This is a genomic window from Shewanella sp. ALD9 (assembly GCF_002836315.1).
Classification (GTDB): Bacteria; Pseudomonadota; Gammaproteobacteria; order Enterobacterales; family Shewanellaceae; genus Shewanella.
On the sequence record NZ_PJCD01000001.1, the window covers coordinates 535,905 to 562,794 of the forward strand.

General features: G+C 42.0%; 30 protein-coding genes. 15 read left to right on the forward strand and 15 right to left on the reverse strand.

Features of this window, described 5'->3' with window-relative positions:
- Positions 1-319: 319 nt before the first annotated feature.
- The 11 genes from CXF88_RS02450 to CXF88_RS02500 all read right to left on the reverse strand — a co-directional run bounded on the left by CXF88_RS02450 (position 320) and on the right by CXF88_RS02500 (position 8,268).
- A complete protein-coding gene (locus CXF88_RS02450) occupies positions 320-595 on the reverse strand; it encodes an HPr family phosphocarrier protein (protein WP_101085181.1) in 276 nt (91 codons plus the stop codon).
- A gap of 20 nt (positions 596-615) precedes the next feature.
- Complete coding sequence (gene rapZ / locus CXF88_RS02455; protein WP_101085182.1) at positions 616-1,479, reverse strand: RNase adapter RapZ; 864 nt, start codon at positions 1,477-1,479, stop codon at positions 616-618.
- A complete protein-coding gene (gene ptsN, locus CXF88_RS02460; RefSeq protein ID WP_011638816.1) occupies positions 1,476-1,919 on the reverse strand; it encodes a PTS IIA-like nitrogen regulatory protein PtsN in 444 nt (147 codons plus the stop codon). Before ptsN ends, rapZ begins: the two co-directional genes overlap by 4 nt.
- A gap of 2 nt (positions 1,920-1,921) precedes the next feature.
- Positions 1,922-2,209 carry a ribosome hibernation promoting factor gene (hpf, locus tag CXF88_RS02465; protein WP_101085183.1) on the reverse strand — a complete coding sequence of 96 codons (288 nt, stop codon included), beginning with the start codon at positions 2,207-2,209 and terminating at the stop codon, positions 1,922-1,924.
- A 25-nt stretch (positions 2,210-2,234) separates the two neighbouring features.
- Entirely contained in the window at positions 2,235-3,719 is a 1,485-nt protein-coding gene (locus tag CXF88_RS02470; RefSeq protein WP_059744680.1) for an RNA polymerase factor sigma-54, read from the reverse strand.
- Positions 3,720-3,861: 142 nt separating this feature from the next.
- Entirely contained in the window at positions 3,862-4,593 is a 732-nt protein-coding gene (gene lptB / locus CXF88_RS02475) for an LPS export ABC transporter ATP-binding protein (protein ID WP_011638813.1), read from the reverse strand.
- Complete coding sequence (gene lptA / locus CXF88_RS02480) at positions 4,590-5,171, reverse strand: lipopolysaccharide transport periplasmic protein LptA (RefSeq protein WP_101085184.1); 582 nt, start codon at positions 5,169-5,171, stop codon at positions 4,590-4,592. Before lptA ends, lptB begins: the two co-directional genes overlap by 4 nt.
- Complete coding sequence (gene lptC / locus CXF88_RS02485; protein WP_101085185.1) at positions 5,158-5,718, reverse strand: LPS export ABC transporter periplasmic protein LptC; 561 nt, start codon at positions 5,716-5,718, stop codon at positions 5,158-5,160. The genes lptA and lptC overlap by 14 nt, the downstream gene beginning before the upstream one ends.
- Complete coding sequence (gene kdsC, locus CXF88_RS02490) at positions 5,715-6,281, reverse strand: 3-deoxy-manno-octulosonate-8-phosphatase KdsC (RefSeq protein WP_101085186.1); 567 nt, start codon at positions 6,279-6,281, stop codon at positions 5,715-5,717. The genes lptC and kdsC overlap by 4 nt, the downstream gene beginning before the upstream one ends.
- A 2-nt stretch (positions 6,282-6,283) precedes the next feature.
- The gene (locus CXF88_RS02495; RefSeq protein ID WP_101085187.1) at positions 6,284-7,261 is read right to left on the reverse strand and encodes a KpsF/GutQ family sugar-phosphate isomerase; all 978 of its coding nucleotides are present in this window, start codon (positions 7,259-7,261) and stop codon (positions 6,284-6,286) included.
- Positions 7,262-7,305: 44 nt separating this feature from the next.
- Entirely contained in the window at positions 7,306-8,268 is a 963-nt protein-coding gene (locus CXF88_RS02500) for a calcium/sodium antiporter (protein WP_101085188.1), read from the reverse strand.
- A gap of 188 nt (positions 8,269-8,456) precedes the next feature.
- On the opposite strand from CXF88_RS02500, the gene CXF88_RS02505 reads away from it, so the two are divergent.
- From CXF88_RS02505 to murA, 7 genes are read left to right on the forward strand one after another with little or no spacing between them, the layout of a single operon-like run.
- Positions 8,457-9,281, forward strand: coding sequence for an ATP-binding cassette domain-containing protein (locus tag CXF88_RS02505; protein ID WP_101085189.1), 825 nt, complete (start codon positions 8,457-8,459; stop codon positions 9,279-9,281).
- Entirely contained in the window at positions 9,268-10,053 is a 786-nt protein-coding gene (gene mlaE / locus CXF88_RS02510) for a lipid asymmetry maintenance ABC transporter permease subunit MlaE (protein WP_101085190.1), read from the forward strand. Before CXF88_RS02505 ends, mlaE begins: the two co-directional genes overlap by 14 nt.
- A 41-nt stretch (positions 10,054-10,094) precedes the next feature.
- Positions 10,095-10,568, forward strand: coding sequence for an outer membrane lipid asymmetry maintenance protein MlaD (mlaD, locus tag CXF88_RS02515; protein ID WP_101085191.1), 474 nt, complete (start codon positions 10,095-10,097; stop codon positions 10,566-10,568).
- 10 nt (positions 10,569-10,578) lie between these two features.
- Positions 10,579-11,247, forward strand: a complete 669-nt coding sequence (locus CXF88_RS02520; RefSeq protein ID WP_194956034.1) for an ABC transporter substrate-binding protein — start codon at positions 10,579-10,581, stop codon at positions 11,245-11,247.
- Entirely contained in the window at positions 11,244-11,543 is a 300-nt protein-coding gene (locus CXF88_RS02525) for an STAS domain-containing protein (protein WP_101085192.1), read from the forward strand. Before CXF88_RS02520 ends, CXF88_RS02525 begins: the two co-directional genes overlap by 4 nt.
- A gap of 27 nt (positions 11,544-11,570) precedes the next feature.
- The gene (locus tag CXF88_RS02530; RefSeq protein ID WP_011638802.1) at positions 11,571-11,822 is read left to right on the forward strand and encodes a BolA family protein; all 252 of its coding nucleotides are present in this window, start codon (positions 11,571-11,573) and stop codon (positions 11,820-11,822) included.
- Positions 11,823-11,837: 15 nt separating this feature from the next.
- Positions 11,838-13,097: a UDP-N-acetylglucosamine 1-carboxyvinyltransferase gene (gene murA, locus CXF88_RS02535; RefSeq protein WP_101085193.1), complete on the forward strand. Its 1,260-nt coding sequence runs from the start codon at positions 11,838-11,840 to the stop codon at positions 13,095-13,097.
- 112 nt (positions 13,098-13,209) lie between these two features.
- Here murA and degS read toward each other — a convergent pair whose 3' ends face one another.
- Together degS and degQ are read right to left on the reverse strand one after the other, a co-directional pair.
- A complete protein-coding gene (gene degS, locus CXF88_RS02540) occupies positions 13,210-14,289 on the reverse strand; it encodes an outer membrane-stress sensor serine endopeptidase DegS (RefSeq protein WP_101085194.1) in 1,080 nt (359 codons plus the stop codon).
- A 155-nt stretch (positions 14,290-14,444) separates the two neighbouring features.
- On the reverse strand, positions 14,445-15,794 hold the full coding sequence (gene degQ, locus CXF88_RS02545) for a Do family serine endopeptidase DegQ (RefSeq protein ID WP_101085195.1): 1,350 nt from the start codon (positions 15,792-15,794) through the stop codon (positions 14,445-14,447).
- A 322-nt stretch (positions 15,795-16,116) separates the two neighbouring features.
- Here degQ and zapE point away from each other — a divergent pair, with 322 nt between their 5' ends.
- The 8 genes from zapE (at position 16,117) to rlmB (ending at position 24,318) form a co-directional block, all read left to right on the forward strand.
- The gene (zapE, locus tag CXF88_RS02550) at positions 16,117-17,229 is read left to right on the forward strand and encodes a cell division protein ZapE (protein ID WP_101085196.1); all 1,113 of its coding nucleotides are present in this window, start codon (positions 16,117-16,119) and stop codon (positions 17,227-17,229) included.
- Between the two features lie 262 nt (positions 17,230-17,491).
- Positions 17,492-17,920: a 50S ribosomal protein L13 gene (rplM, locus tag CXF88_RS02555; RefSeq protein WP_011638797.1), complete on the forward strand. Its 429-nt coding sequence runs from the start codon at positions 17,492-17,494 to the stop codon at positions 17,918-17,920.
- Positions 17,921-17,937: 17 nt separating this feature from the next.
- A complete protein-coding gene (gene rpsI / locus CXF88_RS02560; RefSeq protein ID WP_011494965.1) occupies positions 17,938-18,330 on the forward strand; it encodes a 30S ribosomal protein S9 in 393 nt (130 codons plus the stop codon).
- A gap of 392 nt (positions 18,331-18,722) precedes the next feature.
- Complete coding sequence (locus CXF88_RS02565) at positions 18,723-18,911, forward strand: DUF2065 domain-containing protein (RefSeq protein ID WP_011638796.1); 189 nt, start codon at positions 18,723-18,725, stop codon at positions 18,909-18,911.
- A 69-nt stretch (positions 18,912-18,980) separates the two neighbouring features.
- Positions 18,981-20,276: an adenylosuccinate synthase gene (locus CXF88_RS02570; protein ID WP_101085197.1), complete on the forward strand. Its 1,296-nt coding sequence runs from the start codon at positions 18,981-18,983 to the stop codon at positions 20,274-20,276.
- A gap of 98 nt (positions 20,277-20,374) precedes the next feature.
- Positions 20,375-21,016 carry an SEL1-like repeat protein gene (locus CXF88_RS02575; RefSeq protein WP_101085198.1) on the forward strand — a complete coding sequence of 214 codons (642 nt, stop codon included), beginning with the start codon at positions 20,375-20,377 and terminating at the stop codon, positions 21,014-21,016.
- A gap of 37 nt (positions 21,017-21,053) precedes the next feature.
- Positions 21,054-23,573: a ribonuclease R gene (rnr, locus tag CXF88_RS02580; RefSeq protein WP_101085199.1), complete on the forward strand. Its 2,520-nt coding sequence runs from the start codon at positions 21,054-21,056 to the stop codon at positions 23,571-23,573.
- A gap of 4 nt (positions 23,574-23,577) precedes the next feature.
- Positions 23,578-24,318, forward strand: a complete 741-nt coding sequence (gene rlmB / locus CXF88_RS02585) for a 23S rRNA (guanosine(2251)-2'-O)-methyltransferase RlmB (RefSeq protein WP_011638792.1) — start codon at positions 23,578-23,580, stop codon at positions 24,316-24,318.
- 216 nt (positions 24,319-24,534) lie between these two features.
- Here rlmB and CXF88_RS02590 read toward each other — a convergent pair whose 3' ends face one another.
- Both CXF88_RS02590 and CXF88_RS02595 read right to left on the reverse strand, forming a co-directional pair.
- Positions 24,535-25,959: an MFS transporter gene (locus CXF88_RS02590; protein ID WP_101085200.1), complete on the reverse strand. Its 1,425-nt coding sequence runs from the start codon at positions 25,957-25,959 to the stop codon at positions 24,535-24,537.
- A gap of 81 nt (positions 25,960-26,040) precedes the next feature.
- Positions 26,041-26,793, reverse strand: coding sequence for a DUF481 domain-containing protein (locus CXF88_RS02595; RefSeq protein ID WP_101085201.1), 753 nt, complete (start codon positions 26,791-26,793; stop codon positions 26,041-26,043).
- Between the last annotated feature and the right edge of the window lie 97 nt (positions 26,794-26,890).

Below are 26,890 nucleotides of genomic sequence, written 5' to 3' on the forward strand. Positions count from 1 at the left end.
AGACGAACCACGTCACGGAAACAGAGTTGCACTGGATCCGTTGCTAGAAGCGGTAATGTCTTTATCATGTTAAACGCCAACTCCCGCAGAATGAACTGATACTAATGAGATTGGTATCAACTGCGAGAGATAAACCTAAGGGCTAATATTTTTGAGGGACTGATGTCTACTGGTGATCATCAATGTCGTGACAGTTTGGTTAGTATGGCCTAGTCATTTAGAGGCCGCATAAAATAAGGATGACGGTGGCTTAAAGCATGAGTAACTTGCAGCTATTCACACATTACAGGCTATTTATAAATTCAATGCGATTAAAAAATTAACAAGATTCATCAAATTTAGCATTAATGAGATCACACACTGCGTTTAATGCCACTTCAGCATCTGGGCCTTGAGCTGTCACCGTAATCATTTTACCGATACCACTTTCAAGCATTAATAGCCCAAGTACGCTAGCTGCGCTGGCGTTTTTTTCGCCTTGAGTTAAGGTGATGTTAGCATCAAAATCCGCCGCTAACATCGCGAGTTTTGTGGCGGCACGGGCGTGTAACCCCAATTTATTTGAAATGGTCACTTGGCGTTCAAGTTTGATCATTGACGCGATCCTATGCTCACTTAGTTATTAGTATCACTGATATTTAATTCTCTGTGGCGAGCATTAACCGTGTGTTTACTGCCTTGTCGAAATCGTTTTGCTAATTGATCTGCAATATATACCGAACGGTGCTGACCACCAGTACAACCAATCGCGATGGTAAGGTAACTGCGATTGTTACGTTCTAAATGCGGCATCCAAGTTTCAAATAGGTTTTCAATTTGCCAAATAAATTTATTAACTAATGGCTGACGACCTAAAAATTCTTGTACGGGCTCGTCTAAACCCGTAAATGGACGCAGTTCTATTTCCCAATGTGGGTTGGGTAAAAAGCGTACATCAAACATAAAATCTGCTTCTGTCGGCATGCCGTGTTTAAAGCCAAAAGATTCAAAGTTAATCACTAACTCTTTATCAACACTGCCTAATAATATTTGCCTAACTTGGTCGCTTAATTCGTAGATATTTAGCGCAGAAGTGTCGATATAGTGATCAACAATTTTTGCGATAGGCTCAAGTAAACGGCCTTCTAGTTTTATCGCTTCTTGCAGTGAAATATGATTTTTAGATAACGGGTGTAATCGACGTGTTTCGCTGTAACGTTTAAGCAATACTTTGTCATTGGAATTTAAAAAGAAACTGATAATTTCAGTGTCATTTTGAAGTAGTGCCAATTGGTCTTGAAGCACTTTACCTTGTTCTGCAATGTTACGAACATCAACGCTAATCGCAACCAAATCATTACTGCCTTTAAGCTGGGCTAATAATGTGCCAATGAGTGGTAAAGGCAAATTATCAACACAATAATATCCTAGGTCTTCTAATACTCTCAGGGCAACGGATTTCCCTGAGCCTGAACGTCCCGATACTATAACTAGTTTCATGCAGTAATAACCTGATAAAGTTCTGTTGCGTCGTGAGTTTTACGAAGCTGTTTCAATATTTGCTTATCGCTTAACTTTTGGGCCATGCTCGATAACGTGCCTAAATGTTGTTGGCACTGGTCTGCAGGTACTAACAAAGCAAATAAAAGGTCCACGGGTTGCTTATCGATTGCATCAAAGGCAATGGCTTCTTCACATTTAATAAATATCGCGATAGGGTGATCGATGGTCGTTAATCTACCATGAGGTATCGCAATGCCATTTCCTATACCTGTGCTACCCATTTTCTCTCTCGCTAACAGGCTTTCAAATACCTCTTGCGAAGACAGGGTTGGGTACTGGGCAGCGACTAAATTGCTGATGAGTTCCAGTACTTTTTTCTTACTGCCCGGTGTGGCACAGGTAGTGCATTCCGGCTGCAGAATGGTACAAAGTTCCATCGTTAGTGTTTTGTATTCTTCTCTTTGTGTTTAATTACCTGACGGTCGAGTTTGTCTATCAGGGCGTCTATTGCAGCATACATATCAGTACTTTCTGACATTGCAAAAATTTCTGCGCCATTAATGTTGATTTTGGCTTCTGCTTTTTGTTGTAATTTTTCTACATTGAGCACAACGTGTACATTATGGATCTGATCGAAGTGTCGTTCAAGCTTTGAAAATTTACTGTGGATGTATTCACGTAAAGATTCTGTTATTTCGACATGACGTCCAGTCAGACTTATTTGCATAAAAAATCCTCCATTGCCTAGTAGGTTATAAACTCTTACGTTGGTTTGAGGGCGGGATCATCATTGCTTCACGGTATTTTGCTATCGTACGACGAGCAACGTTTATGCCCTGTTCTGCCAGAAGCTGAGCCATTTTACTGTCACTCAGTGGTTTTTTCTGGTTTTCTGCGGCAACCAGCTTTTTGATAAAAGCACGAATGGCCGTTGATGAGCATTCCCCGCCATCATCAGTACTGACATGGCTAGAGAAGAAGTATTTTAGTTCAAATAAGCCACGAGGGGTATGCATATATTTTTGTGTGGTGACTCGTGAAATGGTCGATTCATGCATTTCTACGGCTTCAGCGATATCATTGAGCACCATAGGCTTCATGGCTTCTTCGCCATATTCAAAAAAGCCTTGCTGAAATTGCACAATGCAATTTGCCACTTTAAGTAAAGTATCATTACGGCTTTCAATACTTTTAATAAACCATTTAGCCTCTTGCAGATGGCCTCGAATAAATTGACTATCCGACGGGTTTTTACTGCCTCTAGCCATGGCTGCATATTGCTGATTAACACCAATTTTAGGCATGTTGTCTGGGTTTAACTCTACTACCCAACGGCCATTTTTCTTTAATACTGTGACATCGGGAATCACGTATTCATCATCCATGGGGGTAATTAATAAGCCCGGACGAGGATTGAGTGTCTGGATTAGAGTGATTGCGTCACGTAACTCATTTTCTTTTAGTTTTGTTTTACGCATCAATAATCTGAAATCACGGCCAGCAATTAACTCTAAATAGCCTTTAATTAACAAACGGGCATTATCGATATGGGGTGTGTCGTTAGAGTATTGCGCTAATTGAATAAATAGGCATTCGCTTAAATCACGTGCTGCAACACCCACAGGATCAAAGTGTTGAACGCGTTTTAATACCGCCTCAACCTCATCGAGTTCCACATTTTCATCACCCATGGCTTCGAGAATATCTTCGGTACTTTGGGTTAGATAACCGCGTTCATCAATGGCATCAATAATGGCGGTGGCAATGGCGAGATCGGTGTCTGAAAATGGAGTGAGATTTTTTTGCCATTCTAAGTGTTCGTACAGACCTTCGGTGGTTTCACCTTGAAAGGGCATGTCGTCATCGCGCATGCTTGCACTGCCTGAACCTGACATAGGTGAGGCTGTGTATACTTCATCCCATGTAGTATCCATGGCTAAATCATCCATGGTTTCTTTGGTCATGGATTCTGCTATGTCGACGGTGGAAGTGTCTTTTTCGACATTAACAATACTGTTGTCACTAAAGTCTGTATCCGCTTGGTCGCGGTTTTCTTTTAAGGAGTCTTTTGCTTCAGAAAACTCATCTTCTATTTCAAGCAATGGATTTGAATCTAATGCTTGTTGGATTTCCTGCTGTAGCTCCAATGACGATAATTGCAGTAAGCGAATGGCTTGCTGCAATTGTGGGGTCATGGTTAAGTGTTGACCCATTTTAAGTTGGAGTGACGCTTTCATTTACCGCTTATCCCTAGATGATTTTCCATAAAAATGACAATCTCGAACTGTAATAGATTGCCATAAACATCAATGACATTTAACGTTGTTTAGGTATCGTTCAATGAAATGAGTTAGCTAGACTAAAAGGCCAGTAAAGTAACTATAGCTTGAATTGTTCACCTAAGTACACAGCTCGAACTTGTTGATTACTTAATATCTCATCTGGTGTGCCTTCGGCAATTAAATTACCCTGGCTAACGATATAGGCTCGCTCACAAACGTCTAGCGTTTCACGTACGTTATGGTCGGTAATTAATACCCCTAAACCGCGGTTTTTAAGTTGTTGGATGATTTTTTTAATGTCGATGACCGAAATAGGATCAACACCAGCAAAGGGCTCATCAAGCAAAATAAATTTTGGATTAGCAGCTAAAGCGCGCGCAATTTCAACACGACGACGTTCACCACCCGATAACGACATACCTTGGCTGTCGCGTATGTGAGTAATGTGGAACTCTTCGAGTAGGTGCTCAAGCTGTTCAATACGTTGGTCTGTGCTGAGCTCTTTGCGAGTTTGCAGTACGGCCATTATGTTGTCGTAAACGGTGAGCTTGCGGAAAATACTGGCTTCTTGTGGTAAGTAACCTATACCTTTGCGGGCGCGCAAATGCATTGGATCGGCAGTAAGGTCGTCATCGTCAATCAATATTCGGCCTTTATCGCTTTTTACTAAGCCGACAACCATATAAAAGGTGGTGGTTTTGCCTGCACCATTGGGGCCTAAAAGACCGACAATTTGGCCTGTTTTAACCGTTAAACTCACATCTTTAACAACTTGACGAGCTTTATAGCTTTTAGCTAGATTTTCAGCGGTTAAGGTAATTTGGGTCATGGTTTGATCTGCTTGTTAACAGGAATTTCAGGGAGTTTTTGCTTTGGCGCCGACTCGTCTTGGAAATTCTCTGGTTGAATGATGGTGATTACCCGATCTTGCCCTGTACCAGTACTTTCGGCAATCAGCTCTTGAGCACTGATGTTGTACTTGATTTTATTACCGGTAACCTGGCTACCTGATTGATCCAATTTGGCGTTGCCAGTCAATGTGAGTGTAGTGGTGGCAAGGTCATAGCTAATTTCGTTAGCACTTGCGGTACCAATTTTACCGTCATCTAATTCTTGTGAAAATGTAGCCGGGGTGCCAGTAGCAATTAATCTCTTGCTGGTGGTGTTTTCAGGGGTAAACGCCCGTAACTGATCTGCATTGATATTAATCGTGCCTTGGACAATCGTTACCGGACCATTAAAAACAATTTGATTATTCTTAATGTCGGCAGACTGACTGACTGAAGCGATTTTCAATTCTTGTTTCAGATCCCCTTGTTTCGCTATAGCAGGCAAACTCAATATACAAAGTATGCTACTTAATAACATAACATTGGCGCGAGTGTGGAGACGATTAATGTGGCTCATATGTTCCTTCTACCTGGCTTAGTAGCGATAATTTTTGCGAATTCAAGTCAGCATGTAGGCCTAAACCTTGAATAATAAACCCTTTACCTTTGATGTACACCATCTCTTGTGAGGATCCTATCATAGTGGTTAAATCCACCGTAATAGCTTGGGTACTCAGTGACTGCAGGGGTTCTTCTATATCAATGGCATCAATAATAACATTATTTTCTAATGTGACTTTGCTGGTATTTTTATTCAATTGCCCACGGTCTGCACTTAATTGCCATTGTGCTTTACCGTTTTCAGGGTAAATGAGGTAGATAGGTTTGGTAAAGTGAGTGATGTCACTTGAGGCGTAATGCTCCATGTGTTCGGCGCTGACTCGACTTTCGACGAAACCTAGTTGGTTGAATTCTGTAGTGCGTAGGTTATCTGCAACAAAATCTGGGCGCTCAATACCGCGTATTTGTACCGCATCCATTTCACTGCGTTTTACTTGTGCTTGCCAGTACAATATAAAAGCAAGCCCAAAAAAAGCAATAATACCTAGCGTGACTCTACTCATATACTCATACCATGAGCACTGGCAAATTTATCTTGGCTTAATAGTAATAAATCGGTGAGTTCACGCAGTGCGCCGTGGCCACCATTGAGGGTGGTTGTCATATGGCACTGTTGTTTGACAAACGGATGACCATCACCGACACAAACGGCTAGTCCTACGGCTTTCATTACTGGTAGGTCTACCATGTCATCGCCAATGTAAGCCACTTCATCAGCAGTCACATTATAGAGCGACAATAATTGCTCAAAAGGCTCAAATTTATTATCAATACCTTGATAAATATGTGTTACACCTAATGCCGTCATGCGGTTTTCAACAATCTTGGATTTACGTCCTGTAATGACGGCGACATGGATACCACTGGTAAGCAAAGAGCGCACACCATAACCGTCACGAGTGTGGAACGCTTTGAGTTCTTCACCTGCATTACTGAGGTAAATACGTCCATCTGAAAATACTCCATCGACATCACAGATTAACAGTTTGATTTTTTGAGCTCGTTGCCAAATATCATTGCTGACAGGGCCGTAAAATCCTTGGTGAAACGAGTTTGATTCTGACATGATTAAATGACTCCAGCTTTAACCATATCGAGCATGTTTAATGCTCCGATCGGTTGATGTTTTTCATTAACGACAATCAGTCCGTTGATGCTCTTTTCATCCATGATTTGCAGTGCTTGTGCGGCTAAAATCCCCGCAGGGCAGGTCACACAATTTTCGGTCATAACCTGGGCAATAGGAGTGATTCGAAGATTCACGTCTGCATCGATAACCCGGCGTAAATCACCATCGGTAAAAATGCCCACAAGTTTATTGGCATGGTCGACTACTGCCGTCATGCCAAGGCCCTTTTTAGATATTTCATAAAGTGCCTCAGTAATACAAATATCATCATTGACGATCGGTAAATCATCGTCTTTATGCATGACATCGTCGACTTTTAGAAGTAATTTTCTTCCAAGAGAGCCACCTGGGTGTGATAAGGCAAAGTCATCACGAGTAAAACCTTTTGCTTGTAATAAAGCAATGGCTAATGCATCGCCCATAGCAAGTGTTGCAGTGGTGCTGGAAGTGGGTGCTAATCCTAATGGACATGCTTCTTCTTGCACTTGAATGCATAAATGGATTTTGGATAAACGCGCCATATTGGAGTCTGGTTTACCGGTCACCGCAATCACTGGTACACCCATACGTTGGATAACAGGCATTAATGTCAGTATTTCGCTTGATTCACCAGAGTTGGAAATGGCGAGTACAATGTCATTTTTGGCTAATGCGCCCAAATCACCATGACTGGCTTCACCAGGGTGAACAAAAAATGCCGGTGTGCCGGTACTGGCAAAGGTCGCGGATATTTTGTTACCAATATGACCTGATTTGCCCATCCCCATGACAATCACTTTACCTTTACACTGCATGATCAATTGACATGCTTGGTCAAACTCAACCGAGTCTACATATTGATATAAATTATCTAAGGCAGCTTTTTCTATATCAATGACTTTACGACCCCATTGACGAAATTGAGTGTGATTTACCATACGACTCTCTCTGTTAGCTTAATACTTTACCTTCATGCTCCAATCTAATGCGACTGAAAGACAACAATTTGGTACGCAATAAAGGTGATTAATAATAGTGCGCCATGCCAGCGAGTAAGTTGTTGCTTAGCGCCACTGGATAATACTAAAACGGCTAATGCTGCACTGGTGCCTAATACCATATAGAAGTCTCTTCCACTGGCTGAAGCATCTATTTCACCAGGGGAGATCAATCCTGGTAGTGCCAGTACCGCAAGAATGTTAAATAAGTTAGACCCAACAATGTTACCAATGACAAGGTCGTGTTCTTTTTTTAATACTCCAGCAATACAGGCCGCTAATTCTGGTAGGCTGGTTCCTACTGCGATAATGGTTAAGCCAATCACAAGATCTGACAACCCATAAAACTTTGCAATACCTACAGCGCCATCGACCATCCAACTTGCTGATAGCGGGAGCAATATAATACCGACGACCAGCCAAATGATAGCATGAAAGGTTGGCACATTTTTAGGGATCTCAGATTCAAGTTTATCATCTAAGCTGTCTGGGGTTTTGTCATGAGTAGCTTGCCAAATGAAATATCCCATCAACAACAAAAGTAATGCAATAAGCATGATACCTTCTGTTTGTGTCAACACATTATCATGCAAGGTGTAACCGGCAAATACCGTAGCAGCAAGCATGATAGGTATTTCGCGTTTTAAGGTCTTCGAATCTAAGCTAATGGCACCTAGTAAGGCTGTTAATCCTAAAATTAAGGTAATGTTAGCAATGTTTGAGCCCAATACGTTACCAATGGCGGTATCACGCATGCCATCCATTGATGCGGTGGCCGCAACAAACATTTCAGGTGCAGAGCTACCCATAGCAACAATGGTGAGTCCAATTAACATCGGAGGTAAGCCTAAGTTGCGGGCAAATGCCGCCGCCCCATAGACAAATCTATCCGCACTCCAAACTAAAACAGCAAGGCCAACAACTAACATTAGGATATTAACTAGCATGTGATTCCGATAGTAGTATTTAATTAACGACTATTTTCGCTGGATTTCTATCAAATTGAAAGCATTGCACAGTAATTGCTCTGGTAATGAAGCGTGTTGATATGGATATAGTTGTCGCTTAATCGACAATTACAGTACAATTTGCGCTTCAACTTAAAGCAAGGAAGGCTGTTATCTCCTCAACGCCAATGTCTGATATGAGCAAATCAAGTAATAAACCTTTGGTCGAAGTTAACCATTTAGCATTTAGCCATGGTTCACACGTGATTTATGAAGATATTTCTTTATCGATTCTCAAAGGTAAAGTAACCGCTATCATGGGGCCCAGCGGTATCGGTAAAACCACCCTATTGAAATTGATTGGCGGACAGTTAACCCCCAACAGTGGGCAAGTTTTATTCGATGGCCATGATATACATAAGCTTAAACGCAAAGATCTGTTTGAATTGCGTAAGCGCATGAGTATGCTATTTCAAAGTGGTGCAATGTTTACTGACCTTAATGTTTTCGATAATGTCGCGTTTGCATTAAGAGAGCATTCTGGATTACCTGAAGAGATTATCCGCTCCATTGTATTGATGAAACTTCAAGCTGTCGGACTTCGCGGTGCCGCGTATATGATGCCTAATGAGTTATCTGGTGGTATGCAGCGTCGAGCAGCATTGGCGCGAGCGATTGCACTTGAACCTGAGATGGTGCTGTACGATGAGCCCTTTGCCGGACAAGATCCTATTTCAATGGGCATGCTAGTAAAACTTATTCGTGAGTTGTCGGATTCATTAAAACTCACTTCAGTAGTGGTTTCTCATGATGTAGATGAAGTATTAGGTATTGCAGATTATGTCTATGTGATAGCCGATAAAAAAGTCATTGCACATGGAACACCAGAGCAATTACGTCAATCTGACAATCCACAATTGGTCCAGTTTATCAAAGGTGCGCCAGATGGCCCTGTGCCATTCCATTATCCTGCAGAGGATTATCAAGAGGAGCTACTTCGTGGGCGTAATTGATTATATTGCCGACACCGGCAAATATGCACTGAGATTGGTGCAGGGTTATGGTCGAGCGGGCATCATGTTATGGCGCGCAATTGCGCATTTTCCTAACATCAAAAAAGGCACCCCATTACTGATTAAGCAAGTTTATGTGCTTGGTGTTCGTTCAATGGTCATCATTTTAGTGTCCGGTTTGTTTATTGGCATGGTATTGGCTCTGCAGGGATATAATATTTTAGTTGGGTTTGGCACTGAAGAAAGCTTAGGCCCAATGGTAGCGTTAAGCTTATTACGCGAACTTGGGCCTGTCGTTGCTGCATTATTATTTGCCGGACGAGCAGGTTCTGCGTTAACCGCCGAAATAGGCTTAATGAAATCGACAGAGCAATTGTCGAGTTTAGAGATGATGGCGATAGACCCATTAAGGCAAATCATCGCACCGCGTTTTTGGGCGGGTGTCATTAGCATGCCATTACTGGCGTTAATGTTTAGTCTTGTGGGTATTTTAGGTGGGCACTTAGTCGGTGTTGAATGGAAGGGCATTGATAGTGGTGCGTTTTGGTCTATTCTTCAAGCATCGGTTGAGTGGCGACAAGATATTGTTAACTGTTTGATAAAAAGTGCTATTTTTGGTGTGGTGGTGACATGGATAGCCTTGTACCGAGGTTATGAAGTTCAACCCAATCCAGAAGGCATCAGTCGTGCGACAACCTCAACGGTTGTGCAGGCAAGCTTAGCTGTTTTAGCGCTGGACTTTTTGCTTACGGCAATCATGTTTGGAAATTAAGATTTTTTCATTGTTTAGATTAATTTAAGTGGTTTAATAGTATGTTGACACGGAAAATAGAGTTATTAGTAGGTGTATTTTTATTGTCAGGTTTGTTGGCATTTTGCGTATTAGTATTCAACGTTGCTAATGTGAAAGTAAAATCCAATGCCCAGACTTATACCTTGGTGGCTGAGTTTAATAATATCGGTGGCCTAAAAGTACGTTCGCCGGTAAAAGTTGGCGGAGTCGTTGTCGGACGCGTGACTGATGTTACCCTTGATAGCCATAAATTAGTGCCTGTTGTGACGTTAACAATGGATAAGCGCTTTGATAAATTCCCCGAAACCAGCAGTTTGGCCATTTTGACTTCAGGGTTACTTGGGGAGCAGTTTATTGGTCTAACACCTGGATTTATGGACGATGATATTTCGATGCTTGCCGATGGCGATAAAGTACATGACACTCGTGGTGCATTGATTTTAGAAGATTTAATTGGTCAGCTGTTATACAGCATGTCATCTAAAGATAAATAGGATCCCTATTATGAAAACGTTTTTTAGTCGTGTTATAGCTTTATGCCTAGTGGGCAGCGCTGTTATCAGCCAAGGTGCTACGGCTGCTAATGATGAGGTGAATACTAGTGATCCTTATGAGATGATCAAACAAGTAGCCAATATGACCTTTGATCGGTTTAAATCAGATAAAGAATTAATTAATGCCGATTTAAGTCATTTAAAAGTGATTGTACGTGAAGAGCTTATGCCTTACGTCGATTATAAATACGCTGCGTATAAAGTCATGGGGCAGTATTTAAGTGATACCACCGTAGATCAACGTAATCGTTTTGTTGAGGCTTTCGAAGGCTATTTAGTCGCAACTTATGCTCAAGCATTAACAGAATATACCGACCAAAAAGTGGCCTTTGATCCGCCGAGTGATTTTAGCGACGAAAAAATAGTTGAAGTGAACGTGCAGATTATCGAAAAAGGTCGTCCACCGATTAAAATTCAATTTAAAGCGCGTCGTCTGAAAGACAACACTTGGAAAGCATTTGATTTAGTGGCGGAAGGGGTGAGTTTACTCGCCTCTAAACAGTCTGAAATTTCAAATTTAATCCGTCAGCAAGGTATTGAAGCGGTGATTACAATGTTGAATGATAAAACCCAACAGAATATTGATCGCCAACCAGCAAAAGAAGCAGCCGCTGCGTGATTACCTTTAATCAACAAGAGCAACGTTGCATTGTCAGCGGTCGGTTAACACAAGATGATGTAAAACAATTGTGGCCTAAACGCCATGAATTGTTTACTGCATCTACTCAAGTGGTAGACTTATCAGCATTGGAATACGTCGACAGTGCAGGTGTTGCATTGTTATTAGCGTTTATCAAACTACATGCTTCAAGTAGCCAAGAAACAAGTGTGTCACGTCAATTGGTTAATCCAAGTGATCAGCTCAAGAAAATGATTGAGCTTTATGATTTAGACGCTTTTTTCAGCCAAATATAGTCTCAAATAGTAAAGGTAATTGATTTCATGGAATGCAAGGTTATTGAACAGATTTTAACAGAGGCGTTGTCGCTAACAGAAGCACATGTGACCTCTGATGGCAGCCATTACAAAGTGGTCGCCGTGGGTGAATGCTTCGAAGGCATGAGTCGTGTAAAACAGCAGCAGGCGATTTATACTCCTTTAGCTGAGCAAATTGCCAGTGGTGAATTGCACGCGTTAACGATTAAAACTTTTACGCCTACCCAGTGGAAGCGTGAAAAACTTTTCAATATGTAACAACTGAGACTCACAGTGGATAAATTAACTATTAAAGCCAGCAAACCTTTAGCTGGCGAAGTCGTGATCTCTGGTGCAAAAAACGCAGCATTGCCAATTTTAATGGCTGGCGTATTAGCTGAAACAGATTTTATTGTCTCAAATGTGCCTAACTTACGTGACGTGATCACCAGCTGTGAACTACTACGCTGTTTAGGTGCAGAGGTTGAAGACTTAGGCGGTAGCCGCATTCGTATTTCAACCACCAATTTAAATGAATACTGCGCCCCTTATGATTTAGTCAAAACAATGCGCGCTTCTATTCTTATTTTAGGTCCATTGCTTGCCCGTTATGGTACTGCAGATGTTTCTTTGCCTGGCGGTTGTGCTATTGGCGCACGTCCGGTGAATCTGCATTTACATGGTTTAGAGTTAATGGGAGCTAAGATTGAAGTCAAAGAAGGCTACATCAAAGCGCGCGTAGATGGCCGTTTAAAAGGCGCACATATCTTTATGGATATGGTCAGTGTCGGCGCAACTGAAAACTTGCTTATGGCCGCTGCGTTAGCGGATGGCACCACAGTGATTGAAAATGCTGCCCGTGAGCCTGAAGTCACTGATTTAGCACATTGCTTAATTGCTATGGGTGCAAAGATTACTGGTGTAGGCACTGCGACCTTAAAGATTGAAGGGGTTGAGCGTTTATCGGGTTGCGAATATCGTGTTATGCCTGATCGCATCGAGACCGGTTCCTTCCTGGTTGCCGCAGCTGTAACACGTGGCAAAATTCGCTGTGTATCTGCAGACCCTAGTGCATTAGAAGCGGTATTATCAAAGCTTGAAGATGCCGGTGCTGAGATCACGACCGGCGAGGACTGGATTGAGCTTGATATGAAAGGCCAACGTCCAAAATCAGTCAATATTAAAACTGCACCTTATCCTGCGTTTCCAACCGATATGCAAGCGCAATTTTGTGTGTTGAATGCTCTTGCTGAAGGCACTGGCCGTGTTACAGAGACGATTTTCGAGAATCGTTTTATGCATGTACCTGAGTTGAGCCGTATGGGTGCTAATTTAGAGCTTGAAGGCAACACTTGCATTATTCATGGTATTGAACGCTTAAATGGCGCACAAGTTATGGCGACAGATTTGCGTGCATCTGCCAGCTTAGTGATTGCAGGCTTAATGGCTGAAGGTACTACAACAGTAGATCGTATCTACCATTTAGACCGCGGTTATGAGCACATTGAAGCTAAGTTCCAAGGCTTGGGTGCTGAAGTCGTTCGAGTTAAATAGTTTACGTTAAATATTGAGAGTGAAGTAGGTATAAGCATTACCGCGGACTCACAAAAAAGCCATTCATTTGAATGGCTTTTTTGTCGATGCATATTGTCAATATTTGCGTCTGCTACTCTGCTGCAGTGATCTTTTCCGCAATAATCACCGGTAGTGTTTGCTTTTTACCTTCACGAATAATGGTCATGTTGACTTTAGTCCCCGGTGTGGTTTCTGCAATTCTGTCCATTAACATTTCAACCCCTGGAACATCTTCGTCATTGTATTGAGTAATAACATCCCTAGGTGATAAACGTGCACGTGCAGCCGGTCCATCAGGATCAATACCGGTAACCAACACCCCTTTTAAATCAGGCAAGTTGAGTATCTGAGCCATTACCGGATTGAGTGGCTCACCCGAAATACCTAATGCGCCACGAATAACCCGGCCATGCTTAACCAATTTATCCATAATACTGTGGGCTAATTTAATTGGAATCGCGAAACTAATCCCATTGCCACCATTATCACCACCCACTTGGAATGCGGCAGTATTAATGCCAATTAATTCACCACTGGTGTCGATTAATGCGCCGCCAGAATTGCCTGCATTAATGGCGGCATCAGTTTGTAGAAAGTCTAAGTAACCTGAACTTAAGCCGTTACGTCCTGTTGCACTGATAATCCCTTGGGTAATGGTTTGGCCAATATTATAAGGATTGCCAATGGCCAATACCACATCACCTACTTGGGCTAGCTTATTGAGATTAATCGGTACGATAGGTAAATTGTCACCTTCAATCTTGAGCACTGCTAAATCAGTTTCCGGATCTGAACCAACCACTTCAGCGGTAAATTTTCGCCCATCTTGCAGCGCAATCACAATCTCGTCAGCTTTTTTTATCACATGGTAATTGGTTAATACATAACCTTCTTTACTCATTATTACTCCAGAGCCGAGGCCTTGAAGTGAACTTGAATTGAGTGGATTATGTTGGTCAATACTAAGGCTATAAATATTAGCAACGGCAGGGGCTGCACGACGAACCGCTTTAGCAAAAGATAATTCTGAGCCATTGTTGCTAACATTCGTTAAGTTATGGTTGAGCGAGGAGTTTTGCATCAAAGAGGTTATGGCTAAAAAAACAGCTGCCATGATCAGACCAAATACCACAGCCTTAGTTATATAGATGCAAGTGTCTTTTAAGTTCATGGCATGAATAATTGTTAAAAAAAATGGCTGTTATATTAACATAGCTCGATAAATTAAGCATCGACCAAACGTTTGTCGATGCTTAATTCCTTAACTGATATCACACTCAATAATCGAATGATTGTCATCGAGTGTGATCTAGTGGGGTGACGATACTAGCGTAAAACAAGATATAGCAAATTGTTATCACGTAATATTTTTAGCGCGACAGAGCTTTGATTGTCTTTCAACATTTCTTTTAATGCTTTAAGGCTGGTCACTTTGTTGCGGTTAAGCCCCACTATTAAGTCGCCTTTCTGTAAACCACTCATTGCAGCTGGCGAGCCTTGAGCAATCTCAGTTATCTGGATTCCTTTCTTGCTGTCCTCTAGCGTTGCACCTTGTAACATTGGATGCACGTTACCCGCTTCTGCCTCGACTTTATCCGCTTCACCTAAAGTTGCTTTAATGGTCTTTTTATCACCGTCACGAATTATACCAAACTCTACTTCTGCACCCGCGCCCATAGTGGCAACTTTTGCGCGCAGTTCTTGGAAAGTCTTAATGCTGCGGCCATTCAGGCTGGTAATAATGTCACCCGCTTTTAGTCCGGCTTTGTCAGCTGAACTTTTTGGCATAACTTCATTCACAAAGCCACCATGTTGAGTGTCTAAACCGAAAGCTTTGGCTAGTTCATTATCAAGATCTCGTCCTGATACCCCAAGCACGCCGCGTCTTACTTCACCGTGTTCAATAATTTGATCAACAAGGTTATTAACCATATTGGCAGGGATCGCGAAACCAATACCGACGTTACCACCATTAGGGGCGACAATAGCGGTGTTAATTCCGATGAGCTCACCTTTTAAATTAACTAATGCGCCACCTGAGTTACCACTATTTATAGCTGCATCGGTTTGGATAAAGTTTTCTAGCATTTCAATGCCTAAACCACTGCGGCCTAGCGCGCTGACTATCCCTGACGTGACGGTTTGCCCAAGACCAAATGGGTTACCAATGGCCACTGCAAAATCACCGACGCGAATTTCATCAGAATCAGTTTGTTTAATAGCAACTAAGTTTTTTGCTTCAATTTGAAGTAGGGCAATGTCCGACTCTTTATCTGCGCCGATTAACTTCGCTGTAACTTCACGGCCATCATGTAAACCAATTTGAATGTCGTCAGCACCATTAATGACATGGTTATTAGTAATGATGTAGCCTTTGTCTGCATCAATAATAACCCCTGACCCTAAACCTCTAAAAGGGCGTTCTTGAACTTGTTCTTGTGGGGCATTAGGACCAAAGAAGTAGCGAAACACATCCGGTACGCGTTGTTTTGAAACTTGGGTGCCCGATACTGCTACCGACACAACCGCTGGCGTTGTCCGTTCTAACATTGGCGCTAAGCTAGGAATGGCTTGCCCGTCGACGGCTTGTGGAATGGCAGCAAATGATAGCGTGGGTGTCATGGCTAACGATGCCGTTAATAACGCAGCAGAAAGTAAGCTTAATTTGGTTTTCATCTATGGATAGCTCCTGTATGCATTCAAGCTTGGTAACATAAAATATGTGGCTTGATGACATGATTTCAAAGTTAAATATCGTTAATCATTCTTGTTAGTGTGTTGCCGTGAGCTTGTTTGATGATGTTCTACAATGGCGAGCAAGTCAGCACAATGATAAGCAAACAATTAGCAAATTTACGTTAATCAATCAGAGTAGTGGTCATCGTGTTAGTTCCATTTTTATTAACAAAGGTTAATTTGATCCGTTGAAGCCATTACTCGTATTGATTGTTTAATGTTATTATTCGCAGCAATTATTTGATGTAAGAGAGTCGTAATCGTGTCGCAGTTAACCCCTTGGCAGCATTATCAGCAAGACCTTACCCGAGATGATTTTTCACATGATGCAGCACAAGAACAAGCAGTTAAGTCATTACAACGAGTATATGATGAATTGATTGTCGCCGCTAAGCCAGTATCAGGTGTCAGTAAATTGTTTAGCGTAATAGGAATTAAGTCGACACCGGTTCCCGTAAAAGGTTTGTATCTTTGGGGGGGCGTTGGGCGGGGTAAAACCTATCTTATGGACACCTTTTACGATGCATTGCCTACCGAACGAAAGTTACGTGCTCATTTCCACCGCTTTATGCACCAAATTCACCATGATTTAGGTGAACTAAAAGGCGTGCAAGATCCTCTACTTACTATTGCAAAAAAGATGGCGTCACAATATCAAATTATCTGTTTCGATGAGTTTTTTGTGTCGGATATCACCGATGCCATGTTGTTAGGGACATTATTTCAAGCATTATTTAAAGAAGGCGTTGCCCTAGTCGCCACTTCAAATATCATCCCTGACGAGTTATACAAAAACGGCTTACAACGAGCGCGTTTTTTACCTGCGATTGCCTTGATTAATCAACACTGTGAAATCTTAAATGTCGATTCTGGAATAGATTACCGTCTGCGAACATTAGAGCAGGCAGAGATTTATCATTATCCACTCGATGATCAAGCTGACATCAATCTATTACATTATTTCGACCAACTGGCACCGGAATCTGAAAAACTGACTGCTCCTATAGACGTTGATGGGCGTGCAATTCGTATTCGTCAACAGTCGCAAGGAGTACTGTTAATAAGTTTCCGTGATTTATGTGATGGACCTCGCTCACAACGTGACTATATGGAAATGGCTTGCCTATACCATACAGTGCTAGTGAGTGGTTTAGAGCAAATGGGTGCACAACAAACGGGTGATGATATTGCCAGACGCTTCTTGGCCATGGTCGATGAATTCTATGAAAGAAATGTCAAATTGATTATTTCAGCCCAAGTCGAATTGGAACATATTTATACTGATGGTCAGCTAAGTTTTGAATTCAGACGCTGTCGTTCAAGGCTTATTGAAATGCAATCAAGAGAGTATTTGGCGCTGGAACATTTGCCTTAAACCTACAAACGGTACTTTTTGAAAAGTCGGGTATTTTTGTTCATCGATTATTAAGTGATTTATTTGAAATATTATCAAAAATCAGGTGATCTTTGCCGTGGCTTTGCGTATAATCTGCGACCTGCCCGCGTTAATCCGCCAATTTGGGCGGAAGTTGTAAGCCAATATTCATGTTCGAAGGGGCAAGAATCGGTAATTTTGTGTTGATTGCAACCTGCAGTCAGCATGTGAGACAGAAAATTAACTTTGGGTTTTTGTAATAATGAAGACTTTTACTGCTACACCAGAAACTGTAACTCGTGACTGGTTTGTTGTTGACGCTGAAGGCAAAACTTTAGGCCGTATCGCAACTGAAATCGCAACTCGCTTACGTGGCAAGCATAAGCCAGAATACACTCCACACGTTGACACTGGTGATTATATCATCGTTATCAATGCTGAAAAAGTGACTGTAACTGGTAATAAAGCTGCTGGTAAGATTTACTACTCTCATTCAGGCTTCATTGGTGGCATTAAGCAAATCAGCTTTGAGAAGCTTCAAGCTCATAAGCCTGAAATGATCATCGAGAAAGCAGTTAAGGGTATGTTACCAAAAGGTCCTTTGGGCCGTGCCATGTTCCGTAAGCTTAAAGTTTACGCTGGCACAGAACATAACCACGCTGCACAACAACCACAAGTTCTTGATATCTAAACGGGAGGAGTAAGCAAATGTCTGCAACTCAGTACTACGGCACTGGCCGTCGCAAAACATCTACAGCTCGCGTTTTCGCTAAAGCAGGTAGTGGCAATATCGTTGTAAACCAACGTCCTTTGGATGTATATTTTGGTCGTGAAACTGCTCGTATGGTTGTTCGTCAACCATTAGAATTAGTTGAAATGACTGATAAGTTAGACATCTATGTAACTGTAAAGGGCGGTGGTACTACTGGCCAAGCTGGTGCAATTCGTCACGGTATTACCCGTGCATTATTGCAACTAGATGAAGCTTTACGTCCTACTCTACGTAGCGCTGGTTTTGTTACCCGTGATGCACGTAAAGTTGAACGTAAGAAAGTTGGTCTACGTAAAGCACGTCGTAAGCCACAGTTCTCTAAGCGTTAATTCGTTTTTTGGATTCAAAAAACCCAGCATTTGCTGGGTTTTTTATTGTCTAAAATTTATCGTGTAAAATGTGCTGTGTGGGTTAATGATGTTGTATAGCATCAATGTGAATAGGCCAGAAACATCGGCTGAAAGGTACATAGCCTGAACTTGAGATAACAAACGCCTCGCAAGCAGTCCTTTGTCTTGCTAACTGCGTTATTCTTTATACAAGCAGGCTTGCAATAGGCCAGCTATTGACGCGTCAATTTGCCTTGTTAGTAAAATAAATGACAAGTTTGATAGTGGCTAATGACTAAGCTTTAATTTTTATAATTATGTAACCTCATTTATATGCCGAGTTGAGGTTACATAATTAATGGAATTGGTATCAGTTAAAAAGAGGCTAAAACATGAATTTACCATTGTTAATGACCGCATTTGGCTTAGTTTTAATTATTGAAGGGCTTGGTCCGTTACTTTTTCCTAACAAGTGGCAAAAATATTTATTAGAGCTTTCTACACAAAAGCAAAATGTTCTCAGACGCTTAGGTGGATGTTTAGTTACTGCAGGAATTGTTTTATTGATCATTTTTCAATAAAACACTTGCCTATAACCCCCTAAAATCTGTTAAAATTCTATTTTATACCACAAGACGTTGCAGCTAATAATGGGCAAAAATGTAGTCGTACTCGGCACTCAATGGGGTGACGAAGGCAAAGGTAAGATTGTCGACCTTTTAACAGAACAGGCAAAATACGTAGTTCGTTACCAAGGCGGTCATAATGCCGGTCATACTTTGGTAATTGATGGTGAAAAAACCGTTCTTCATCTTATTCCGTCAGGCATTTTACGTGATAACGTAAAATGTATTATCGGTAATGGTGTGGTTGTTGCTCCTGATGCGTTGATGAAAGAAATCAACATGCTAAAAGGACGCGGCGTACCTGTCGAAGAGCGTTTATTAATTTCTGAAGCATGTCCGCTTATCCTTCCATTCCATTGTGCATTGGATGTTGCTCGCGAGAAAGCTCGCGGTAATAAAGCCATTGGTACAACTGGTCGTGGTATTGGTCCTGCATATGAAGACAAAGTTTCTCGTCGCGGTTTACGCATCGGTGATTTGTTTAATGCAGAACTTTTTGCGACTAAGTTACAAGAAGTGATGAAATATCATAACTTCATGCTAACTGAGTACTACAAAGTTGAAGCCGTTGATTACCAGCAAACACTTGATGATGCATTAGCGATTGCTGATTATCTAAAAAGCATGTGTACTGATGTTAGCGAAATGCTTGATGTTGCGCGTAAAGCGGGTGAGCCAATTCTTTTTGAAGGCGCTCAAGGCACATTATTGGATATCGACCACGGTACTTATCCATTTGTGACTTCATCAAACACGACAGCTGGTGGTGTTGCGACCGGTTCAGGTTTTGGTCCTCGTCATTTAGACTATGTTTTAGGCATCATGAAAGCTTATACGACTCGTGTCGGTGCTGGTCCTTTCCCAACAGAATTAGCCAATGAAATTGGTGATTATATTGGTGAGAAAGGCCAAGAGTTTGGTGCAACAACTGGTCGTAAGCGTCGTCCAGGTTGGTTAGATGCTGTGGCAATGCGCCGCGCAGTTCAAATCAACAGTGTTAGTGGTTTTTGTTTAACTAAATTAGACGTTTTAGACGGCCTAAAAGAAGTTAAAATTTGTGTTGGCTATCAATATGCTGATGGAACAGTTTCAAAGGTTACGCCTTTGGCTGCAGAAGGTTATGATTTAGTTACCCCAATATACGAAACCATGCCTGGTTGGAGTGAAACCACTTTTGGTGCCACAACAATCGAGCAATTGCCTCCAGCGGCAATAAATTATATCAAGCGTATCGAAGAGTTATTAGAAACGCCTATTGATATTATCTCTACGGGGCCGGACAGAAATGAAACCATGATTTTGGTGAGTCCGTTCAAGTAAACCAAAAAGGCCGCGATAAGCGGCCTTTTTAATGGATGCTATTAACGGTTGTAACAGTTTCTATTCAAGAAATACGCTATACTGCCGATGGATAAGTCATGAAAGTGCCATTGAGAATCCTTATGTTGCGTATCTGTTTATTGTTGTTGAGTGTGGTTTCGATCAATGTATTTGCGGTGACAGAAGCCGTCGATATCTATAGCGATCAACAATTGATTTCGCTCATCCGCTCAAATCAATATTTACAACGCGTAAAAGCAGACGACTGTCAGCTGGTTCAAGACATTGAAGCCCGTGCTGAAGTATTACAGCAACCCATGTACCAATTTTTATGGGCTGAAATGCTTAATAACGGTGTTTGTGTCAAGGCTCATCCTTCTCGCGGCATGGCGCTGCTGCAAACCTCTGCTGAGCAGGGTAGCGCTGAAGCGATGGTAAAATTGGCAGATTATTATTATCGCGGTAAACTAGTGGTTAAAGATCCCAATCGTGCAGTGCAATATGTATTGCCTGCGGCAGCTAATGGGGATTTAACCGCAAGAATGACATTGGTTCATTTATTTGGTGAAGGCTACGGAAGTCCTGCCGATTATGAACTTGGCTATCATTGGTTATATAACAGTATATTTGATGACGACGCCCAACAGAAAAAGGCCTCGTCTTTACTGCAGATGCTCGCTGCAAAAATGCCCGCCAGTATTGTGGCCAGGGCACAGCAGCCTCAGCTGTACACACGTTAAAGGCTCCAAAATATGGAGCGAATTATTTGGAAATTGAATGATCAACGATCCTCATTTTGAGAGAGAACAAGACAAGTACGACAATCCTATTCCTAGCCGTGAGTATATTTTAGAATACTTGCGCGCCCAAAAGTCTCCTGTTTCCCGCGATAAAATAGCTGAAGCATTATCCATTACAGATGAAGTGCCATTAGAAGCCCTCCGCCGTCGTTTACGTGCAATGGAGCGTGATGGCCAGCTAGTCTTTACCCGCGGACAAAGCTATGGCTTACCTGAACGGATGGATTTATTGTCTGGTACCGTTTTAGGCCATCGCGATGGATTCGGCTTTTTTAAGCCAGATGAAGGCGGTGACGATTTATTTATTAATAATCGCGATATGCTGATGTATTTCCATGGCGATAAAGTGCTTGCTCAAAAAGCAGGTACTGATCGTCGTGGTCGTCGCGAAGCACGAATTGTGCGCTTAGTTCATGAGCGAACAGCTGCATTAGTTGGCCGTTATCACGTCGACGGCGGCATGGGTTTTGTTATTGCTGATGACAGACGCATCACCCAAGAAATATTAATTGCCAGCGAAGATACACTAGGCGCGCGCGCCGGTGATGTTGTCGTGGTTGAGTTAACCCGTCGCCCTGGTCGTTTTGTTAAAGCGGCAGCGAAAGTGACCGAAGTCTTGGGTAAGACAATGGCACCGGGTATGGAAATTGAAATTGCGTTACGTAATTATGATTTACCACATACTTGGTCAGCGATTATTGAGAAAAAACTCAAACGTATTCCTGACGAAGTCACCGAAGAAGATAAATTAGGTCGCGTCGATTTACGTCATTTACCGTTAGTCACTATTGATGGCGAAGATGCCCGTGATTTTGATGACGCGGTGTATGCTGAAGCAAAACCAAGTGGTGGCTGGCGTTTATGGGTAGCAATTGCTGATGTGAGTCATTATGTACGCACTGATTCAGCATTAGATACTGAAGCGCGCTCACGTGGTAACTCGGTATATTTCCCATCGCAAGTTATCCCAATGTTGCCTGAGAAAATATCTAATGGCTTGTGTTCATTAAAGCCAAAAGTCGACCGTTTATGTATGGTTGCTGAAATGACCATTTCTGCAGCGGGTAAGTTATCGGGTACTAAGTTTTATCCCGCGGTAATGCACTCTCATGCACGTTTTACCTACACCCAAGTTGCCGACATGCTAGAAGGTGGTGCAATTGCCCCTGAGCATGAAGTATTATTCCCGCATTTATTGTGTTTGCAGTCGTTATATCTGATCTTAGATGAGCGCCGTGCAGAGCGTGGGGCGATTGCTTTTGAAACGCTAGAAACGCAATTCATTTTTAATGAACAACGTAAAATTGATAAAATTGTCCCTAGAGGTCGCAATCAAGCGCATAAAATCATTGAAGAATGTATGATTTTAGCTAACGTGGCGTCGGCGAAATTTGTTAAAAAGCACAAAGGTGAAGTGCTATATCGTGTTCACGAAGCACCATCAGAGCAAAAACTGGCTAATTTTAAAGAGTTTCTTGCTGAGCGTGGTTTAAGCATGGATGGCGGATTAGAGCCGACCCCGACTGACTATCAAAATCTGATGTTAAAAATTGCTGACCGTCCTGACTTTGAGTTAATTCAGGTGATGTTATTGCGCTCAATGCGCCAGGCCGTTTACAGCCCAGACAACGAAGGTCACTTTGGTTTGGCATTAGAAGCTTATTCGCATTTTACGTCGCCAATTCGTCGTTATCCTGACTTAGTTTTGCACCGAGTGATTAAATATTTACTCGCAAAAGAGCAGGACAATGTTAACGATAAATGGACTCAAGATGGTGGTTATCTCTACCAGATTGAAGAGTTAGATGCATTAGGTGAAGAATGTTCCACCACTGAACGTCGTGCAGATGAAGCTACCCGTGATGTGAGTGATTGGCTTAAATGTGAATATATGCAAGATCACGTCGGCGACACTTTCGATGCGGTTATTGCCTCAGTCACTAGCTTTGGGTTATTTGTCAGATTAAACGAATTATTTATTGATGGGCTGGTACATATTTCAAGTCTTGCCAGTGACTATTATCAATTTGATCCAATGCGCCAACGGTTAATTGGTGAAAATTCTCGCCAAGTATATCAAGTAGGCGATCCTGTGACGGTTAAAGTTGCGGCGGTGAATCTTGATGATCGTCAAATTGATTTATTGATGGTGGGTGACAACACTAAAGGTGCGGGTAAAACAGCGCGTAAAGGCAGTAAGCCAACAACAGCGCGCCAACGAGTGAATGCTGAAGGCGCTAAGTCAGCACGAGGTAAGTCATCTGCAAAGTCTGATAAACCTAAATCAGATAAGCCTAAGTCTGATAAATCAAAGTCTGATAAACCAAAGTCTGATAAGCCTAAAGCCAGCAAGCGTCGTTCAAGCGGAAAAGCTTCATCTCCAGCAGCAAAACCAGCGGCGGTGAAAAAATCTTCTGCAGTTGCACAAAAAACGGATGCAGCAAAACCAGATTCTAGCGTTAAGAAAAACCCTGCCAAGCGCAGCAAGAGAAAGTAATTAAATGAAAAAACAAGATACCATTTTTGGCATTCACGCCGTTCAAGCTTTGTTAGATAACAGCCCTGAACGTGTCATTGAACTTTGGCTACTACAAGGCCGTGATGACGAACGCTTAACCCCGTTAATTAATCTAGCGTCAACCTTTGGTACAACACTACAACGTGCAGCACGTAAAGTGTTAGATGATAAAGCGGGTAGCTCACAACACCAAGGTATTGTGGCTCGCGTTAAGGCTGTTAAGCCGTTGACTGAAAAAGATTTAGATGAGTTACTTGATAAAACTGCAGTGCCTTTCTTATTAATTTTAGACGGTGTAACTGATCCACATAACCTTGGCGCATGTTTACGTAATGCTGATGCTGCTGGGGTACATGCGGTTATCGTACCAAAAGATAACTCAGTAGGGTTAACCTCAACCGTAAGCAAAGTTGCTTGTGGCGCAGCAGAAACCATACCGTTATTTCAAGTGACTAACCTTGCTCGTACTATGCGTCACTTGCAAGATAAAGGTGTTTGGATTGTAGGTACTGCAGGCGAAGCCGAAGGTAATGTATACCAAGCAGACCTCAAAGGGCCGCTAGCGATTGCTATGGGCGCGGAAGATAAAGGTTTACGTCGTTTATCACGCGAAGGTTGTGATTCACTTGTATCAATTCCAATGTCTGGAAGCGTGTCGAGTCTCAACGTGTCTGTTGCCACTGGTGTTTGCTTATTTGAAGCGGTTAGACAGCGTTTAGGTTAATCACCTATCCATTAGCGTTGTTGCTAGCGAAAATAGCAAAGAATGCGATCAAAAAACGGCGATATTAATCGCCGTTTTTTATTATCTCGAGCTCAGAATATTGAGTGTTTTACATACTGCTTTAACGTTTTTATTAATTCAAAACGGCTAATGCGTTCAGTTTAAACAAGTGCACTTTAAATAAATACACTTTATATATGCAATTTACGACATCAATTAACGTCTACCGATCTCATTATCGACATCTTCGTCATCCAATTCCTCATGCCCCAAACTATCATCGTTTACTACGCTAGCATAAGCAGTATTATAACCGGCTTGCTCATCGGCATCTTCAAGCTCATCGTCGGTTGAATCTGGCACGCTATCAAATGCATCCTCGGCAGGATTGATCATTTGCTCGTTGACCATTTCTATATCCACACGTGGATCAAATGATGCTGCCAACGGCGAGCTGACTAAATCACCACCTGCCATTATGTAATCTCCAGTGGCAGTCTGTTCGGCTTTTTGGCGTAAATTAATCCACAGTAGTCTTACTAATAAGGTAAACGAACAGATTGCCATAAACGCATACAGCATTTGGTCACCTAAGACCTGCATTAAACCAGAAGCAACTAAGGGGCCAATACTTGCTCCAATACCAAAGGTCACTAATATAGTGGCAGACAGTCCAACTCGTTCGTGTTGGTCTACGCGTGAGTTTGCTAAGGCAGTTGCTAATGGGTATAAGGTGAACGCTAAAATACCAAATAAACTGGTTAATATTAATGAATACACTGAATGGAATGGAACGACAGTAATAATTAATACAATAACCCCCAATAACGTACAGTTAATGCGAATTAATAAGCTACGAGAAATAATGTCAGATAATTTACCCATTGGCCATTGGGCTAACAACCCGGCAAAAATGGTACAAGACATGTAGAGTGCAACATGTTCAGGATCAATACCTTTGGCAGTCGCATAAGATGGCGCTAAACCATAAAAACAACCTACAATCATGCTTCCTAACGCTATTGTCGTTAAGGCTTGAGGGGCTCGTTTCCAATACAGACCCATTTGTAATGGTGCCGGCGTTAACGGTTCTGGGTGAATTCTTCGAGTGATTGAAATAGGCACAATGCATAATGCAAAACATATGGCGATTAACAGCAGTGGTTCTATGCCCAAATCAGGATATAAGCTAATGGCTCCCTGGCCAGCCATTAACCCTAAATAAGATACAATCATGTAACTGGCAAATACGGTGCCGCGTTGATTATTTTCGGCCTGTTCATTGAGCCAGCTTTCTAACACCATATATTGGCACATCATTCCCATACCAACGGCAAGGCGCAATACTAACCATATGGTTAAGTTGTCGATGAGGGCATGACCCAGTGCTGATGCGGTGACGATTCCAGCACAGGCAACAAAAGCACGAATATGGCCAACTTGAGCGATAAGTTTATGGCCAACTTTGGAACCGCACACAAGACCAATATAGTAGGCAGACATCATGCCACCAATCCATATTTGTGGCACTTGCATGGTGGTCAGGCTTAAGCCCAGGTAGGTTGTCAGTAGACCTGCAGCAAGTACCATTAAAAAAGTGGTGCTATATAAGGATGCAAAACTGCGAAGCGGGCTGTCCATAACTGCGCCTTTATTGGTTCAGTAAGGCTACGTTAGCCCTACTGATTGATTGTCTTGTTACGCTTCATTTACGATCAATAATTATTGAAACGTGTACAACAAGTTGAATGTGGTGACTGTATCGGTGTTTTTACTTTCATCAGGCACCACTTCAGTGTACTTGATGTTCATACCGATTTTAAATGCCCAATCTTGAATAAATGTATTTTTATAACTCATATCAAGGGTTAACGTGTTGTTGTCTAAACCTGTTTCGGCTGTTACGTCGGCGTTGAAGCTAGTATATTCTTGCAATTTTACCGTATATTTAGCCGCTGAACGTAATATTACATCACGATTTTCATCAGGGTTTGGTTCAGCAATACTGGCTTGCGGTTGGTCGTAACGATAACCAGGGCCGGCTTCAAGGCTCAATTTGGTTTTATAGTTTTTAATTAAGTCAAAACCGTAACCAGTAGAAATAGTAGAAATACGGGTATAAGAACCAAACTCGTTCCAGGTAAATTCGCCACGACCAAATACATAACCACGCTCTAATTTATAGTTAGACTGTAAAAACAATTCGTACTTTTCCGCAGTAGACTCATTTCCATCAGAGGCATAATAAGCCTTTAATGTCGCTTCTTGTTTGGTGCTCGGCGAGTCGTAAGTTAAATAAGTACGGCCGTTGAAGTTTTTAGTTTCGTTGTTACCACTGTTTAGCTGTAAACCAGCTTCAACTTCAGCATTAAAATTACTAGGCGGTTCTTGATAATCTGGTGGTACTAACGCCCATGCCGGAGCAGACAATAAAAAGAGGCAGCATGTTGTGGCTATGTTTTTCATGGTTATCATTAGACTGTTTTATTCTTGACGGCGTAAACGCGGTATTTTGGACTGTCGCCATCATACCTGTATTCAAGATTGCTGAAAAGAGTGAGTTAGTGCTTGA